The 18,593-nt window shown below is 38.6% G+C and carries 16 protein-coding genes; all 16 read right to left on the reverse strand.

The features are described 5' to 3' along the window. Nucleotides 1-160 precede the first annotated feature (160 nt). The gene (truB, locus tag KI363_RS10380; protein ID WP_212966300.1) at nucleotides 161-1,075 is read right to left on the reverse strand and encodes a tRNA pseudouridine(55) synthase TruB; all 915 of its coding nucleotides are present in this window, start codon (nucleotides 1,073-1,075) and stop codon (nucleotides 161-163) included. A 125-nt stretch (nucleotides 1,076-1,200) separates the two neighbouring features. Beyond that, complete coding sequence (rbfA, locus tag KI363_RS10385; RefSeq protein WP_212966281.1) at nucleotides 1,201-1,542, reverse strand: 30S ribosome-binding factor RbfA; 342 nt, start codon at nucleotides 1,540-1,542, stop codon at nucleotides 1,201-1,203. Between the two features lie 127 nt (nucleotides 1,543-1,669). After that, nucleotides 1,670-1,948, reverse strand: a complete 279-nt coding sequence (locus KI363_RS10390) for a DUF503 domain-containing protein (protein WP_158322171.1) — start codon at nucleotides 1,946-1,948, stop codon at nucleotides 1,670-1,672. Further along, a complete protein-coding gene (gene infB / locus KI363_RS10395; RefSeq protein ID WP_158322172.1) occupies nucleotides 1,945-4,248 on the reverse strand; it encodes a translation initiation factor IF-2 in 2,304 nt (767 codons plus the stop codon). Before infB ends, KI363_RS10390 begins: the two co-directional genes overlap by 4 nt. 15 nt (nucleotides 4,249-4,263) lie before the next feature. Next, entirely contained in the window at nucleotides 4,264-4,572 is a 309-nt protein-coding gene (locus KI363_RS10400) for a YlxQ family RNA-binding protein (protein WP_373306771.1), read from the reverse strand. Further along, entirely contained in the window at nucleotides 4,569-4,844 is a 276-nt protein-coding gene (rnpM, locus tag KI363_RS10405) for an RNase P modulator RnpM (RefSeq protein WP_158322173.1), read from the reverse strand. Before rnpM ends, KI363_RS10400 begins: the two co-directional genes overlap by 4 nt. 12 nt (nucleotides 4,845-4,856) lie before the next feature. After that, entirely contained in the window at nucleotides 4,857-5,984 is a 1,128-nt protein-coding gene (nusA, locus tag KI363_RS10410) for a transcription termination factor NusA (RefSeq protein ID WP_158322174.1), read from the reverse strand. 15 nt (nucleotides 5,985-5,999) lie between these two features. Then, on the reverse strand, nucleotides 6,000-6,467 hold the full coding sequence (gene rimP / locus KI363_RS10415; protein WP_212966282.1) for a ribosome maturation factor RimP: 468 nt from the start codon (nucleotides 6,465-6,467) through the stop codon (nucleotides 6,000-6,002). Nucleotides 6,468-6,678: 211 nt separating this feature from the next. Then, nucleotides 6,679-10,998, reverse strand: coding sequence for a PolC-type DNA polymerase III (locus KI363_RS10420; protein WP_158323441.1), 4,320 nt, complete (start codon nucleotides 10,996-10,998; stop codon nucleotides 6,679-6,681). Between the two features lie 70 nt (nucleotides 10,999-11,068). Then, a complete protein-coding gene (locus tag KI363_RS10425; RefSeq protein ID WP_212966283.1) occupies nucleotides 11,069-12,778 on the reverse strand; it encodes a proline--tRNA ligase in 1,710 nt (569 codons plus the stop codon). Nucleotides 12,779-12,802: 24 nt separating this feature from the next. Beyond that, nucleotides 12,803-14,068: an RIP metalloprotease RseP gene (rseP, locus tag KI363_RS10430; protein ID WP_212966284.1), complete on the reverse strand. Its 1,266-nt coding sequence runs from the start codon at nucleotides 14,066-14,068 to the stop codon at nucleotides 12,803-12,805. A 15-nt stretch (nucleotides 14,069-14,083) separates the two neighbouring features. After that, entirely contained in the window at nucleotides 14,084-15,229 is a 1,146-nt protein-coding gene (dxr, locus tag KI363_RS10435) for a 1-deoxy-D-xylulose-5-phosphate reductoisomerase (RefSeq protein WP_158323438.1), read from the reverse strand. Nucleotides 15,230-15,273: 44 nt separating this feature from the next. Next, a complete protein-coding gene (locus KI363_RS10440; protein ID WP_212966285.1) occupies nucleotides 15,274-16,068 on the reverse strand; it encodes a phosphatidate cytidylyltransferase in 795 nt (264 codons plus the stop codon). Continuing rightward, complete coding sequence (uppS, locus tag KI363_RS10445) at nucleotides 16,065-16,862, reverse strand: undecaprenyl pyrophosphate synthase (RefSeq protein WP_158323436.1); 798 nt, start codon at nucleotides 16,860-16,862, stop codon at nucleotides 16,065-16,067. The genes KI363_RS10440 and uppS overlap by 4 nt, the downstream gene beginning before the upstream one ends. Nucleotides 16,863-17,181: 319 nt before the next feature. Beyond that, a complete protein-coding gene (gene frr, locus KI363_RS10450) occupies nucleotides 17,182-17,739 on the reverse strand; it encodes a ribosome recycling factor (protein ID WP_158323435.1) in 558 nt (185 codons plus the stop codon). Then, nucleotides 17,739-18,464, reverse strand: coding sequence for a UMP kinase (gene pyrH / locus KI363_RS10455; protein WP_212966286.1), 726 nt, complete (start codon nucleotides 18,462-18,464; stop codon nucleotides 17,739-17,741). Before pyrH ends, frr begins: the two co-directional genes overlap by 1 nt. Nucleotides 18,465-18,593 lie beyond the last annotated feature (129 nt).

The raw sequence follows: 18,593 nt of genomic DNA on the forward strand, positions 1-18,593 counted from the left end.
GGAAGTTCAAGGCGACGCAGCTTTTGAGCAGCGGAGAAGCAAGCCAACGAGCTACCACAGGATGTGGTGATTTCGACGTTCGACACAGGACGTGTCGGTACTTAGTCGAAGATCATTGTATCGCAGTGTCATTTTTACCGGACTTTTTGAACAACTTCTTTCAAAGTTTTACATTACGAATGACTTTAACAGGTTTAATAAGATCAGGTTTATTAGAATGTATATCATAAATAGCATAAGCCATATTGTGATAGCTCATTACTACTGGACCTTGAGACCAATTTTCTGGAATAGGAAGCACAGCACCATTCATCACTCGCTCCAACAATAATTCATCCATCTCAAACATCGGTAAATGAAATAAGCCTTTTTCTAAAGGGAATAGAAAATCAGCAATAGAACGATTCTCCTTGACTGATTGTTCAAGTTCTTCTAGGGTCACACATTCATTACGTGTAAAAGATCCTGAAGCAGTTCTTGTTAAAGAAGACATATATGAAGGATATCCTAACTTCTCCCCTATCATCACCGCAAGCGTGCGAATATACGTCCCTTTACTACAGTGAACTCGAAAAGAAAAGCGTGCTTCACCCTCTTTCCATTCTATTTCATCATCCAACAAACATAAATCGTATATATGTACCTTCCTTTTTGGCCTTTCAACGGGAATACCAGCCCTAGCATATTCATATAATTTTTTACCATTTACTTTAACTGCAGAATACATCGGGGGCGTTTGTTCGATCACACCTGTCAAATCCTGCATAACATGTTTTATTTGCGCGATTGAAATAGGGATTTCTACCTTTTTCACCTCTACAGTTTCTCCCTCAGCGTCTTCCGTTGTGGTCGACCTTCCAATCGTGACTTGCCCTTCATACACTTTACCAGCATTTGTTATGTATTCAGCAATTTTAGTTCCTTTCCCTAAACAAATAGGCAGGACACCATCTACTTCAGGGTCTAATGTTCCTGTGTGACCAACTTTCTTCATTTTTAATAATTTCCTTATTTTAAAAACACAATCATGAGATGTCAACCCTTTTGGCTTCCATAACGGGAGAATTCCATCCAATTTATTCACTTCCCTCTTCCACACAAAAATAGACTGCCTCAAAAATGAATTTAGACTGTTCTATTGCCATTCGCAATTTCTAGAAGAGCCCTACATTTCGTGAGACAGCCATTAGCAAAAAGCTGCTATTCATCTTTCAATTCTTTCAGAATAGATTCAATTTTGTTTCCATAGCTAATAGATTCATCAAATTCAAATATGATTTCTGGTGTTTTACGCAAGCGGATTCTCTTTCCTATTTCCGATCTTATAAAACCTTTTGCTTTTGAGAGGCCTTTAAGAGTATCTTCCATTTGATCTTCATTTCCTAAAACGGAGATAAAAATTGTCGCTTGCTGTAAATCACCTGTTACTTGTACATCTGTAACAGTAACAAATCCCACTCGAGGGTCTTTAAGTTTTCTACCAATGATATCGCCGAGTTCTTTTTTCATTTGTTCCCCAACTCGATTGGCACGAACATTCATTTTTAACACCTCGCCTTTTCACTAGCATGTTCAAAGAAGATAAAAACAACTGTATCGGCTGCCCTTTTCTAAGAAGGGGAAAGCGAGCCATTCGTTGTTTGTTCACTTTTACTGGATTTTTAGCCAGTTAGAACCACTCATATTTTGTATCAATTCTTTCCCACTCGGGAAAAGAGTCTAGAAATTTTATTGCACGTTCTAACTCACGTTCAGCAACTTGGCGTGATGAAGAGACAGTAACTAGGGAGATGCCTGACAACTGCCAAACATCTTGTTGCCCCGTTTCTGCTACAGATATATTGAATTTTTGCCGTAACCTCGTTAAAATTCGTTGCAAAACAGCTCTCTTTTCTTTTAGGGAGTGTGCATCATAAATTCTAAATTCCAGTTCGACAAAACCAATCAAGCTCGTTCGATTTCCTTCATGACAAATGCCTCAATGACATCCTCTTCTTTAAGATCGTTGAAATTTTTAATTGTAATTCCACATTCATAACCTTGGCTAACTTCCTTCACATCGTCCTTGAAGCGTTTCAAATCATCGATTTCTCCTTCATAGATGACGATGCCGTTTCTTATGATGCGTACACCACTATCACGCGTAATTTTTCCATCTGTCACATATGAACCAGCAATTGTACCAATTTTTGATACTTTGAAAGTTTGTCGAACTTCCGCTTGACCGATGACTTTTTCTTCAAATTCTGGGTCCAACATTCCTTTCATCGCTGCTTCAATTTCTTCAATTGCTTTATAAATCACTCTGTGCAAACGTACATCTACTTTCTCGGAATCTGCAGCACGCTTAGCATTCACATCAGGTCGTACATTAAAGCCTATTACTATGGCATTAGAGGCCGCAGCCAAGGTAATGTCTGACTCGTTAATCGCACCAACTGCCGTATGAATAATTTTAACATTAACGCCTTCCACATCTATTTGTCTAAGGGCAGCAGCAAGAGCTTCAGCAGAACCTTGAACATCAGCTTTCACAATGACATTCAAATCCTTCATTTCTCCTTGCTTCATTTGATCAAATAATGTATCGAGGCTTACCCGCGAACTTTCACCCCTAGAAGCCAGTAGAGCTTGCTGAGCCCGAGTTTCTCCAATTTGACGCGCAGTCTTTTCATCTCCAAATACAACAAAGCGGTCGCCGGCTTGTGGAACATCGTTTAAGCCTGTGATTTCAACTGGTGTTGAAGGAGAAGCTTTTTTCACTCTTCTTCCTATGTCGTTCACCATAGCACGAACACGGCCAAATGTATTCCCCGCCACAATAGGATCCCCAACATTTAATGTTCCATTCTGTACTAGAAGTGTCGCCACAGACCCTCTACCTTTATCAAGTTGAGCTTCAATCACCGTACCGATTGCTTTACGGTTTGGGTTAGCTTTTAATTCCTCTACTTCACTAACTAACAGAATCATTTCTAGTAGATTGTCTATTCCTTCTCCCTTTAAAGCAGAAATGGGGACAAAAATTGTATCTCCACCCCAGTCTTCTGGAATAAGGCCATGTTCTGTTAATTCTTGCATAACCCGATCTGGATTTGCTGTTGGCTTATCCATTTTGTTCACTGCAACAATGATTGGCACTTCCGCAGCTTTTGCATGGTTAATCGCTTCGATTGTTTGTGGCATAACTCCATCATCTGCTGCAACAACAAGAATTGTAATATCGGTAATCTTGGCTCCTCTTGCTCTCATTGTCGTGAAAGCAGCATGCCCAGGTGTATCAAGGAATGTAATCTTTTTGCCATTTTCCTCAATTTGATAGGCACCAATATGCTGAGTAATTCCCCCAGCTTCCCCTGCCGTAACCTTTGTATGACGCAAAGAGTCTAAAAGAGTTGTTTTCCCGTGGTCAACATGTCCCATGATGGTGACAACAGCAGGACGTTCCTGTAACTCAGCATCTTCGTCTTCTGTAAAGTAAACTTCAAGGTCTGTTGTATCTACAAGGATTTCCTCTTCCACTTCTACCCCATATTCACTACAAATTAATTCAATCGCATCCCGATCTAATTCTTGATTAATCGTAGCCATAACACCGAGTAAGAAAAGTTTCTTGATAATTTCGGATGGCTCTCTATGCAACTTTTTCGCCAATTCCCCAACAGATAAAGACTCCGTAAAAACAATTTTCTCAGGTAACTCTTTTTGTTTCTTTGGGGCTGGTTGTGTTTGTGGTGTATTAGCTTTATTTCTGTGGTTATTTCTATTTTGATTACCTTTTCTATTCTTGTTAAATGGTTTATTTCCACTTTTTGAAGCTGTTTGGGTTCCTTTATTATTCATATGTTGTTTATTTTGCTCCGTCTTTTGTTTTTTATCTGTCTGTTGTTGACCAGGCGACTGCTTAACAGATTGCTTAGATTTATTTTGTTGGTCATTTCCTTTTGCTTGTGGTTTTTTCCCCTCGCCCTTTTGTGGTGGCTTTTGTTGACCATGATGGCGACTTCTCTGATTCGATTGTGGCGACCTGTTTTGCTCATTCTTTTTTGGAAAGTTCTTTTTTGCATTCGTTTTGTTTGACGTATTTCCATTTTTTTGATAAGCAGCATCGAGTCGAGTGACTGTTTCTGCATCAATCATCGACATATGATTTCCTACATCAATATTCATTTCTTTCAATTTATTAATAATTTCTTTACTTGTCTTGTTTTGCTTTTTTGCATATTCATAAACTCGTACTTTACTCATCGGTTCACCCCCGTTTTATTCATCGAGCATTGAAATAAGTTTCTTTGCGAAACCTTCTTCCAGGACAGCCACAACCACTCTTTCATCCTTTCCTATAGAGCGGCCGAGTTTTTCTCTGGATTCTACAAAGCGGAAAGGAACATGGTAAAAAGTACATTTATCCTGTATTTTTTTAGAAGTATTCATGGAAGCATCTTTCGAAATTAAAATTAATTTTGCCTTTTGTAATTTAATTTCCTTTAATACCAATTCTTCCCCTGAAATTATTTTTCTAGCTCGATTTGCCAAACCAAGCAGGTTCATCCAAGGGTCCTGCTTTCTCATTTTGACTCATCTTTCTGGACTAAAGTGAGTAATTCATCATAAATTGAATCCTCCACTTCAGCATTCAATTGTTTCGCAAACACATTATTCTTTTTCGCGCTTAATATCGCTTCTTGGCTTAAAGAAACATAAGCTCCCCTTCCAGGTTTTTTACCCGTAGGGTCGATCGAAACTTCCCCTTCCTTGGAACGAACGATTCGGATCATTTCTTTCTTAGGCTTCATTTCACCAGTAGCTAGACATTTTCTCAATGGCACTTTTTTCCGAGCCATTTTTTCTCCCCCCTATTCGATTTCATCCTCGGTTAAATCGAATGTTATATCTGAGGTATCCTCTTCTTCAAAAAACAGATCATCATTAAGAGGATATATCCCGGCTTCACGGGCATCTGTTTCACTTTTAATGTCAATTTTCCATCCTGTAAGCTTAGCCGCAAGTCTTGCATTCTGCCCTCTTTTTCCAATCGCAAGAGAAAGTTGATAGTCCGGTACAATCACCGTTGTCGCCTTATCCTCTTCATCTATGATCACTTCTAAAACTTTAGATGGACTTAAGGCATTAGCCACGAAAACTTTTGGATCAGTCGACCATTCTACGATATCTATTTTCTCGCCTTTTAGTTCATCGACAATGGCCTGGACTCTCGTTCCCTTGGGGCCAACACATGAGCCTACAGGGTCTACATCAGGATATTCAGTGCTAACCGAAATTTTCGAGCGGTCACCAGCTTCACGAGCAACAGACCGTAACTCTACCGTTCCATCATAGATTTCCGGAACCTCGATCTCAAAAAGTCTTTTCAAAAGACCAGGATGAGTTCGGGAGACGTAGATTTGTGGACCTTTTGTCGTTTTTTCTACTTTCGTGATATAAACTTTAATTCGATCATGCGGTTTATACACTTCATTCGGCATTTGCTCACTTTGCGGTAAAATCGCCTCTATTTTCCCAAGACTAACATAGATAAATTTGGAATCATAACGTTGAACAATCCCTGTCATAATATCATCTTCACGGTCAATAAATTCAGAATAAATAATACCCCGTTCCGCTTCACGAACCCGTTGAGTGACAACCTGCTTAGCTGTTTGAGCAGCGATGCGTCCAAAATCTTTCGGTGTTACTTCCAACTCAACAACATCTTCAATTTCATAGGCGGGATTTATTTTCTTTGCTTCATCGAGGGAGATTTCCAGCCTTGAATCAAAGACCTCTTCCACTACATCTTTTCTAGCGAAAACCCGCATGGTTCCTGTTTCTAAATTAAGATCAACACGAACATTTTGCGCTTGATTGAAGTTTCTCTTATATGCTGACACGAGTGCAGCTTCAATTGCTTCGATCAAGACTTCTCTGCTGATCCCCTTTTCCTTTTCTAAAATAATGAGAGCATCCAATAATTCCGAACTCATTAAATGTCATCCCCTTTAAAATTCTACGGCTAATCTGGCTTTTGATACTTTATTTAATGGCAGTTCAATTTTTTTGATTCGTGTTTTTTCTTTCATTTCAATTGTAAGGATCTCATTGTCAAGGGCAATTAGACGACCTTCAATGGATTTATTTCCGTCAATCGGTTCATACGTATTGATGTGTATCATTTTACCGATCGCCTTCACAAAATCTTTCTCTTTTTTCAACGGGCGTTCTGCTCCGGGTGAAGATACTTCTAAAAAATAATTATGAGGAATTGGATCCATCTCATCTAGTTGTGCGCTTAATCGCTCACTAACAAGACCGCATTCTTCGATATCAACGCCAGTTTCTTTATCAATAAATAGGCGTAAAAACCAGTTTTTTCCCTCTTTTACATATTCAATATCAACTAATTCTAGTCCCATATCATCAAGAATTGGCTCTGCGAGCTTTTCAACGAGGTCTGTAACTTTGCTCATAATTACCTCCAGAATTTCAAAGTTATAATCAAATTTGTTATGACAATACGAAAGAGTGGGGGGCGCCCACTCTTTTTTAACAGAGAGTTATTCATAGTATATCCATAAAAAATATACCATAATCAAAGCTTAGTTGCAAATAGGAAAGCGTAAACGCCCGTTTTAAGGATGAACGGCTAAAGGCGCGTTGCTCTGACCAACATCTTGTTGGCTAGAATAAGGATAATTGATTCTGATCAGGTAGATCCTGCAAAATACCTTGCTGGTCAAGATACTCGATAATGGTTTTGGATACTTTTCCTCGCTTTTGCAAATCTTCCTTTGAAAGAAATTCTCCTTCCTCGCGAGCCTTAACAATATTTAAAGCCGCATTGGTTCCGAGCCCTGGAATAGCATTAAAAGGAGGAATTAAAGCACCCTCATCAATAATAAAGTCGGTTGCACTTGAACGGTAGAGATCAACTTGCTTAAATTTAAATCCTCTTTCGCACATTTCTAATGCAAGTTCCAATACCGTTAAAACACTTTTTTCCTTTGGAGATGCATCTAACCCTTTAGCATTAATTTCTTGTATTCGTGTACGAATCGCTTGAGAACCACGATTCATTGCAATGAGATCAAAATCTTCCGCCCTCACGGTAAAATAAGCAGCGTAATAATAAAGGGGATGATGAACTTTAAAATAGGCAATTCTAACAGCCATCAATACATACGCAGCTGCGTGAGCCTTCGGGAACATATATTTAATTTTTTTACAAGAATCTATATACCAATCAGGCACATTGTTTTTTCTCATTTCTTCTTCCCATTCTGGAGGTAAACCTTTTCCCTTACGTACAGATTCCATAATTTTAAATGCTAAAGAAGAATCTAGTCCTTGGTATATCAAATAGACCATGATATCATCCCGGCAGCCAATTACTTCTGAAAGAGTACATGTTTTATTATGAATTAATTCTTGGGCGTTCCCTAGCCATACATCTGTTCCATGAGATAAACCTGAAATTTGTACAAGCTCTGAAAAAGTAGTAGGTTTTGTGTCTTCCAACATTTGCCGAACAAAACGGGTTCCGAATTCTGGAATACCTAACGTCCCTGTTTTACACATAATCTGCTCTTCTGTCACACCAAGGGATTCCGTACCGGTAAATAATTTCATCACTTCTGGGTCATCTGTAGGGATTGTTTTAGGATCAATTCCACTCAGATCTTGTAACATCCTGATAACGGTTGGATCATCATGACCAAGTATATCTAATTTTAGCAAATTGCTGTCGATTGAATGGAAGTCATAATGAGTTGTCCGCCATTCAGAGCCGCTATCATCTGCCGGAAACTGAATGGGTGTGAAATCATAAATTTCCATATCATCTGGAACAACAATGATACCGCCAGGATGCTGCCCTGTCGTTCTTTTAACACCCGTGCATCCTTGAACTAATCGGTCTACTTCTGCACCTCTCTGCTGAAGATTATGATCTTGGGCATAACCCTTTACATAACCATAGGCTGTTTTTTCAGCAACTGTTCCGATTGTCCCGGCTCTATAAACATAATCTTCCCCAAATAGAACCTTCGTATAGTTATGAGCCTGTGGCTGATATTCACCCGAAAAGTTAAGATCAATATCAGGAACCTTGTCCCCTTTAAACCCAAGGAATGTCTCAAAAGGAATATCGTGTCCATCTTTTTGATAAAGCGTTCCACATTTTTCACACTCTTTATCAGGTAAATCAAAGCCTGATCCGACTGATCCATCATCAAAAAATACGGAGTGCTTACATTCAGGACATACATAATGTGGTGGCAATGGATTAACCTCTGTAATTTCTGTCATTGTTGCCACTAAAGATGAGCCAACTGAGCCCCTGGAGCCAACTAGGTATCCATCATCCAAAGATTTTTTAACCAATTTATGTGAAATCAAATAAATAACGGCAAATCCATGTCCAATAATACTTTTTAGTTCTTTTTCAAGTCTCGCTTCAATAATTTCTGGTAATGGGTCTCCATAAATACTCTTTGCCCGTCCATAACTCATGGAGCGAATTTCCTCTTCAGCCCCTTCAATTTTCGGGGTATACAAATCATCTTTAATGGGCTTAATAGACTCAAGTGAATCAGTAATTGCGTTAGAATTCTCTACCACGATTTTATAAGCCTTATCTGCACCAAGAAAAGAAAATTCAGCTAACATTTCATCCGTTGTTCGAAAATGAACGGACGGAAGGCGATGACGATTTAAGGGATTCGCTCCGCCTTGAGAATTGATTAATATTTGCCGATTAATTTTATTTTCCTCATGTAAATAATGCACATTCCCTGTTGCTACAACAGGAATATCCATTTTTTCGCCCATATCAATAATGTTCGTAATAATATCTTCAAGATCCTTTTGGTCTCTAACAAGCTCCATTTCAATTAAGGGGGCATATACAGGTTTAGGGTGGACTTCAAAATAGTCATAAAAACTTGCAACCTTTTCTGCCTCTTGGCGTCCTTTCTGCATCATCGCTTCAAAGACTTCCCCCTTGTCACATCCTGAACCGATCAATAGACCTTCTCGATATTTTTCCAAAACAGATCTTGGAATACGGGGTACCCGATAAAAGTAATGAAGATGGGAAATAGAAACTAATTTATATAAATTTTTTAATCCAATTTCATTTTTAGCTAAAATCGTACAATGGTAAGGACGAGCACGTTTATAAGCTTCTCCTTCTCCCATATAGTCATTGAATTGATCGTGATATTCAATTCCTTTTTCAGCTGCATCTTTCAACATTTTTAAAAACAAATAACCGGTTGCCTCCGCGTCATAAATAGCGCGGTGATGCTGTGTAAGATCGATATCAAACTTTTTCGCTAATGTATTTAAGCGATGATTTTTCAATTGTGGATATAATAATCTCGCGAGCTCTAATGTATCGATGACTGGATTCGTCGATTTTCCAAGGTCATACCTTTGATAACCTGTATTTAGAAATCCCATATCAAAGGAAGCATTATGAGCAACATAAATAGCATCCCCCGTCCATTCATGGAATCGATGTAGAACGACGTCGATATCAGGGGCATTTTGGACCATCTCATCGGTGATTCCGGTAAGATCAATCGTTGTATTGGAAAGTGGATGATGCGGATTAGCAAAACTTTCGAAAGTATCCACAATCTCTCCTCCACGAATCTTGACTGCTGCTAATTCAATAATCGTGTCATAAATTGCAGAAAGACCTGTTGTTTCCACGTCAAAAACCACAAACTCTGAATCTTCTAATTTAAGATGTGTACTATTATAGGCGATCGGTACACCGTCATCGACAAGATTGGCTTCCAAACCGTAAATAATTTTCATATCATGTTTTTTTCCTGCATTATAAGCTTCTGGAAAAGACTGAACTACAGCATGATCCGTTACAGCAATCGCTTTGTGGCCCCATTTTTTAGCCTGGGCTACATAATTAGACATTGATGTGAGGCCATCCATTTGACTCATGGTCGTGTGAAGATGAAGCTCGACTCTTTTTTCTTCTGCCTGATCCAAACGCTCTCTCGGCTTGACTTCATTAATATCATTCGCAATCATAACGAGATCACGTACAAATGTATCGTTCTGGATACTACCTCGCGCTTTTACCCACATGCCCTTTTTGACCTGTTTTAGGGTTTCTGCATCTTCTTTATCCCGAGAAAACATTTTAACAAGAATGGAATCCGTATAGTCCGTTATTTTAAAGGTTAAAAGTGTACGACCACTACGGAGTTCCCTTGTTTCTGCGTCAAAAATATAGCCCTCGACAGTAACTCTTCTTTCTTCGTCTACTATATTTTTTAAACTTATTATTTCTTCTGTAGGATTGATCGAAATACCAATTGTAAGAGGCCCACTTGCGTTTCCTTTTCTGGCTTCTTTTTCAGATTCCTGTTTCTGCATCTCAACTACTGCCTGCTTGGCTCTTTCTTCATCTTCTTTTTGTTTTGCTTCAAGGAATTTTTGATAATCATCATTTGTTTCTTCTTGATCCATCACCTGGCCATCCAATTGCAAAGGAGGAAAGCCAAATTTCATATAGATATCTTGAATGATTTGACTGTACTTTCGTTTTAATGTTTGTACTTCCGTATCATTTCGGGCGTTAATGAATATAATATTCCCGTTAACTTGTGGGACTTGGTTATTTAATAAGGATAATAGTACTGGAGATATGCCATCTAGCTCTTGAATGCAATGTGTCCAATAGGCTTGAACCATATCCTCCGTAATGGTGGAATCTTCTGTTGTAATTTCAAAACTAATGGAAGCAATATGTTGAAAAGACTGCTGCAGTTTTTGTGCAAATTGAATGAACAATTCATATGGAAGTATTTTTTCAAATTGAAAAGAAAAATGCCATATTTTTTTTTGGCGTTCCACAACTAACTTAGTAATTTCAGCATGCTGAAAAAAAGGCATACTAGCATCCTCAGTCAGTCCGATTTGTTGTAATAACACTTGAAATCTTTTTCTTTTAGAGGCGGGATCATTTGCCATTTCTCTCTCTCCCATCCTTGTTATTAATTTTCCAACGGAATAAGGCACCCTTTTTATAGGGTACCTTAAATTACTCCCCGCTTTTTAATAATTGTGCAATTGTTGCTAGTAGTTCTGCTTTATGAATCTCAAAGGTTTCACTTGAATTTCTCAACTTGACTTCTAGAATACCATCTGCAGCTTTCTTGCCAATTGTGACTCGTATTGGTAAACCAATTAAATCGGCATCTTTAAACTTCACACCAGGTCGTTCTATACGGTCATCCATTAAAACTTCATATCCTTGCTGCAGCAACTCTTGATATAAGCTTTCAGCAAGATCTTTTTGTTCTTCATTCTTCATATTGATTGGAATTAAATGGACTTGATAAGGAGCAATGTTTTTGGGCCATTTTAGACCATGTTCATCATTGTATTGTTCGGCAATGGCAGAAAAAGTACGAGAAACTCCTATCCCATAGCATCCCATTATGATGCTTTGCGCCTTTCCATTTTCATCTAAATATTTTGCCTCTAGTGCATCACTGTACTTCGTCCCTAATTTAAAAATATGTCCTACTTCAATTCCACGAGCAAAATGAATTGTTCCATTCCCATCTGGTGAAGGGTCTCCCTCTTTGATGAAACGAAGGTCTGCATATTGATCTACTTTAAAATCTCTTTCAGGTTGAACCCCGGTAAAATGGTATCCTTCTTCATTTGCTCCACACACTGCGTTCACCATTGATTGTATCGCAAGATCAGCATAAATTTTGATTTCAGAAGGTAATTGAACTGGTCCAATAGAGCCAACTGAACACCCTAGAAGTTTTTCAATATCTGCATGCTCTGCCAATTCAACGGACTCAGCCTGTAATATATTTTTCACCTTAATGTCATTAATTTCATGATCTCCACGTACCAATATCAAAACAAATTCCCCATCAACATTAAAAACAAGTGACTTTATACAATCCTCTGATTTAACTTCCAAAAAAGAAGAGATGTCTTCAATCGTTTTTTGATTCGGTGTTTCAATCTTTGTTAATGACCGTTCAGGCTCAGTTGATCTCTCGTATGTTCGTTTTACCTCAGCCATTTCAATATTCGCGGCATATGGGGATGAGTCAGAGTAAGCAATCGTATCCTCACCAATCTCCGATAAGACCATAAATTCTTGTGTATCTTTACCGCCAATTGCTCCTGAATCAGCTAAAACGGCGCGAAAATCCAAACCACATCTTGAGAATATATTGTTATAAGCTTCATAGATCTTATCATATACTAAATCAAGGCTTTCTTGATTTGCATGGAAGGAATAGGCATCCTTCATAATAAATTCACGGCCGCGTAATAAGCCAAATCTAGGGCGTTTTTCATCACGGAATTTTGTTTGGATTTGATACAAAGTGAGCGGAAGCCGCTTATATGATTTTAATTCATCCTTCACAATGGCCGTAATCACTTCCTCATGAGTAGGCCCTAACGCAAATTCACGGCCATGTCTGTCCTCCATCCGCATTAACTCTGCCCCATAACCATCCCAACGTCCGGATTCCTGCCATAATTCAGCAGGTTGCAAAGTGGGCATTAAAATTTCCGCTGCTCCTGCCTTCTCCATTTCTTCTCTGATGATTTTTTCTATTTTATCTAACGCTCGTTTGGCAAGCGGCATATAAGTGTACACACCACTAGCTGTTTGTCTAATAAACCCTGCGCGAAGAAGAAGCTGATGGCTTTTTACTTCGGCATCAGCAGGAACTTCACGAAGTGTGGGAATCAATGTCATACTTTGTCTCATTTGGCACCCCGACCTTTACTATAATTAATGAATAAAAAATCTTTGAATATCGTTCCATGTGACAACGATCATTAACAGCATAAGCAACGCAAAGCCGATAAAATGAACAACACCTTCCATTTGACGATCAACTGGTTTTCCTCTTAAGGCTTCAACACCAAAAAACAGAAGACGTCCACCATCAAGGGCAGGAATAGGTAAAAGGTTCATAATCCCTAGGTTGATACTGAGTAAACCTGTCCAGCGAAGAAGATTTAATAACCCTGTTTGCACTACTGTTTCCGTCGTTTTATAAATCCCAACTGGTCCAGAGAGCATATCTATGGAAAAATTCCCTGTCACAAGTTGTCCAAGTAACTTAAAAATTTCAATTGTCATAAGATAAGTTTCTTGGAACCCGCTTAACGCAATCTTGCTAAATGATTTATCTAACTCTGCCTGTACTCCTATTAAACCGATCGGTTCACTTTCTTCCACCTCTTGTTTTTCGGGAACAACGGGAATCTCTAAAGTTTGTTGATCCCTTTCAATCGTAAATACTAATTCTTCATTAGGATGTGCTCGCACAATGGATGTCATATCCGTGAATGTCTTAACTTCAGAACCATCGATACTTAAGACAATATCTCCCTCTTGAAACCCAGCTTCTTCTGCCGGACTACCTGGCAAGACATTTCCAAAAACAGCTTCTTTTACAGGCACCCCTTGGATCATTGATATAATTGTGAACACAACAACCGCTAAAATAAAATTAAAAAGTGGGCCGGCGAAAATCGTCATCGCTCTTTGACTTAGCTTTTTAGAAGCAAATTGACGGTCCCATGGCGCGATTTGGGTTTCTGTTTGATTCTCGACAATGACTGCTTCACGGGAAAGTTGGAAAGTTTTCAGTGAATCATCTTCCATGTCCTCATACCCACTAATAAATAATTGGTGTTCTAGATCGGCTTTTTCCACTTCGACGGTTCGGGCATTTGGAAAGCGATCCCGACCATTAAGAATAATCTTCGTGACAATTCCATTTTCATCAAGCAGGAGGCCAATCCTGTGACCTGGTTTGATTTCTGCCATTTCTGGATCTTCGCCAGCCATTCTCACATAGCCACCAATGGGAAGTAAACGGATTGTATAAATCGTCTCATTTTTTTTATAAGAAAAAACTTTCGGTCCAAAACCGATCGCAAACTCCCTTACTAAAATCCCAGCTCTTTTGGCAAAAATAAAATGCCCGAACTCATGAAAAAACACAAGAGCTCCAAAAATGATAATAAACGATATAATCGTATTCAACCGGCATAACCACCTTTATAAAGAGAGTGAATGAACATAATTTCTCGTTTCGGAATCTACTTCCCGAATGGTTCGTAAATCAGGATATTTAATATTCTGATGATGTGTGAGTGCTTTTTCTATTAGATTTTCAATCATTAAAAAGGAAATTTTACCATTTAGAAACTGGTTCACTGCCACTTCATTGGCTGCATTTAATACAGTTGGCATTGAGCCCCCTATTTTTCCCGCCTCATAGGCAAATCGCAAGCAAGGGAACCTTTCTGTATCCATTTCCTCAAAATGAAGTTTCCCTATTTTTACAAGGTCAAGCGACTCTCCGGCCTGAAGAGGTAGTCGTTCTGGAAAACTAAGCGCATATTGAATCGGAACTCTCATATCAGGACTACCTAGCTGTGCAATCACACTACTATCATGATACTCCACCATTGAGTGAATAATACTTTCCCTATGTAATACCACTTCAATTTGATCATAAGGAATTCCGAATAGCCAAAACGCTTCAATAACCTCTAATCCCTTATTCATCATTGTAGCAGAATCAATCGTTATTTTGGAACCCATCGACCAATTTGGGTGAGCAAGCGCCTGTTGAAGTGTCACTTGCTCAAGCTCTTTCCTCGTAAGATCTCTGAAACTTCCGCCTGAAGCAGTAAGAATGAGACGTGATACAGTTCCTGTTCTTTCACCATTTAAACATTGAAAAATAGCAGAGTGCTCACTGTCAACTGGAAGAATCGATACTTGTTTTCGCTTCGCTGCTTCCATAACAATATGACCAGCCGTAACAAGTGTTTCTTTATTCGCTAGTCCGATCGTTTTTCCTGCTTCAATCGCCATTAAAGTAGGCTCTAAACCAACGCTTCCCATCACGGCATTTAAGACAAAATCTGCCTTATGATGAACAGCCGCTTCAATCAGGCCATCAACTCCATAAGCAAGGGTAGTGCGTGGAAATTCACTTTGCAATTGCTCACAATCAGCTTTTTCCTGTACAGAAACAAATTGTGGTGCAAATTCCGCAATGATCTTTCTTGTTAATTCTATATTTTTTCCCGCAGTCATTGCCACTAATCCATAATGGTCTGGGTTTTTCCTAATAATATCAAGCGTCTGTGTACCAATGGAACCCGTAGCTCCTAATAAACTTATGAACTTCATTATTTTCTCTCCTTATAACCAAAGCGCTCGTTCGAAGTAAACAACTAGGGGAGCTTTGTTAATAAAAAGTACAGTAATGGTAAGACAAATAACCAACTATCACATCGATCTAACATGCCGCCATGTCCAGGGAAAATCCGCCCTGAATCTTTGACAGCAAAATGCCGTTTCAAAGCCGATTCAGCCAAGTCACCTAGTTGTCCAAATATAGACAAGATTACCGTGATGATCATTAACTTAATGGGAGTTACCGGGATATTAGTGAAAATAGCAAAGACAATCGCAACGATAATAGCTGAAAGTATCCCTCCAATAAAACCACCTATTGTTTTATTAGGGCTAATTTCGGGCCAAAGTTTACGTTTCCCAAAGTATTTGCCAACAAAATAAGCTCCCGAATCTGTCAACCAGACGACGAGTAGAGCAAAAAATAATAAAATGAGTCCTTCTTCTCGAATCTGGATCATGTAATAAAAACCGATTCCGATATAAAAAATTGAAAAAAACGTAAAACCTGTTTGATCAAAATTAAACTTATTTTTTACGATAACCGTATAAGAAAGAAAAATTAAAACGACAATAAATGAAATTTCCATTTTCGATAAATCAAAAAAATAGAGTCTTTCATACAAATCAGGAGGCAATAGAAAAATCCATAGGAACAAAGTTGCTAATCCTCCGTGTACAGAAAAAATTGATAGCTTCTTCATTTGCAATAATTCATAAAGAGCAATAGTTGCCATCACGTAAGTTAATATTAAGAATGGTATGCCTCCAATGATAACAATTGGCAAAAAAACGGCTATAAGTATAGCTGCTGTAATGATTCGTTGCTTCATCTTTTGGACTCCTCTTCATTTAATCCACCATATCGTCTTGTTCGCTGTTGAAAAGCTTCAACAGCCTCGATAAGTTGTGTTTCAGAAAAATCCGGCCATAATACATCGGTAAACCATAATTCAGTATAGGCAATTTGCCAAAGCATAAAATTACTTAATCGCAGTTCTCCACTAGTTCGTATTAGTAAATCCGGATCGGATAGAGATTGAGTCATTAAATAACGTGAAAAACATGAGTCAGTAATTTCATCCGGCGTTAATCGATCATTTTTAATATCCGCCGCTAAATGTTTGATTGCATCAATGATCTCAGCTCTTCCACCATAATTTAATGCAAAATTTAAATTTAAGCCTGTATTTTCTTCCGTTTTCCTTATTGCATCATCCACCGCTCTTTTTGTTTTTTGAGGGAGCCGACTTCTATCCCCAATCATCGTAACTTTAACATTTTCTTCAATTAATTCCGGTAAAAAACTGCCTAAAAATTCCTCCGGCAGTCCCATCAAATAATCGACCTCGAATTTTGGTCGTTTCCAATTTTCGGTTGAAAATGCATATAAGGTTAAGGTTTTGATATTTAGTTGATTAGCCAGCATTGTAATTTTTCTAACAGTTCTCATACCCTCGTGATGCCCAGCAACTCGAGGCAATGCCCGTTTTTTTGCCCATCTTCCATTACCATCCATAATAATCGCTACATGTTCTGGAATTGGGTGATCTAAAATCCGTGTTACCCTCTCGTTCATCGTGGTTTGTTTTTCGGGGGTATTCCATAATTTTAATTTTTTAAACATGAAAGGGTCCTCCATCAGCGTTGCATCCTATTTGACCTTAATCCATATCTTACCATAGGATGGAAGGCGCATCATACACTTTCTAATTATTTATGCAATAACCATGGATACTATTATAAAGAAAAAATTACTTTTTGGATAGTAACACACTAGGAAGACCAATAACACCGGTTAGATATTAGGGCTGACAGTGTGTTGTTTCCGATATTCCATATTTGAAGATCAGTCTGAAAGCCAGGACATGGTGTCCCTTTTAATGAGGAAATTAAAGTATAAAAGCTCCCAATATAGATGAATTGGGAGCCGGTCATTTAAGAGATCATACTTCAAGCACTTCTTGTTCTTTTTCCTTTGTAATCGTGTCAATTTGGTTAATGTACTCATCTGTTAGTTTTTGAATATCATCTGTGTAACCACGAAGCTCATCCTCAGTAATATCCCCCGATTTTTCTAGCTTCTTAAGGTCTTCATTTCCATCACGTCTAATATTTCGGATCACGATTTTAGCATTTTCAGATTCTTTTTTTACGAGCTTGACTAATTCTTTTCTTCGCTCCTCAGTAAGTTGCGGAATCGTTAGTCTAATTAATGAACCATCATTAGCTGGATTTAAACCAAGATCTGACTTTAAAATAGCTTTTTCAATATCTCCGATAATTGTCTTATCATATGGCTGAATAACCAACATTCTTGCTTCTGGAACAGAAATGGATGCCATTTGATTAATAGGCGTTGGTGCACCGTAATAATCTACTGAAATTTTATCTAAAAGAGATGCGCTGGCACGTCCCGCCCGTATACTCGAAAGATCTCTTCTATATGCTTGAATCGATTTTTCCATTTTGTCTTTAGTACTAGAAATAACTTGATTTGCCATTATTCCTTCCCCCTAACTAAAGTTCCGATTTGTTCGCCCATAACAGCTTTCTTTACATTGCCATTTTCCGTAAACGAGAAAACGAGGAGTGGGATATCATTATCCATACATAAAGATGAAGCAGTGGAATCCATTACACCTAAACCTTCTTTTAAGACGTCTAGGTAAGAAAGCTGCTCATATTTCTTCGCATCTTTATCAAACTTAGGATCAGCATTATATACACCATCTACGTTGTTTTTCGCCATTAGGATCACTTCAGCTTCGATTTCCGCCGCACGTAAAGCCGCTGTTGTATCTGTAGTGAAATAAGGATTTCCAGTTCCTGCCGCAAAAATAACAACTCGATGTTTCTCTAGATGACGAATCGCTCTTCTTCTAATATAAGGTTCGGCTACTTGTCGCATATCGATAGAGGTTTGCACACGTGTTTCAATTCCAAGTTGCTCCAAACTATCCTGTAGAGCTAGTGAATTCATTACAGTCGCCAGCATTCCCATGTAATCGGCAGTTGCTCGATCCATGCCCATTTCACTGCCTACTTTGCCACGCCAAATATTTCCAGCCCCCACAACAACAGCCACTTCAACACCTAATTCAGCGACCTCTTTAATTTGACCAGCAATCGACTTAATGACGGACGGATTAATGCCAAATCCTTCCGTCCCAGCCAAGGCCTCTCCGCTGAGTTTCAGAACCACTCTCTTGTATTTTGGCTTGTCCATATGAACCTCCAGTGTAATCTCTTATGTATCTTTTTCAAAATAGGGAACACAATGTGTTCCCATATAGAGGATGTTCAAAAAGTCCGGTAAAAATGACACTGCGAATTTCTTCGTTGGCTTGCTTCTCCG

The sequence above is a fragment of the Lederbergia ruris genome (assembly GCF_018332955.1).
Lineage (GTDB): Bacteria > Bacillota > Bacilli > Bacillales > Bacillaceae_C > Lederbergia > Lederbergia ruris.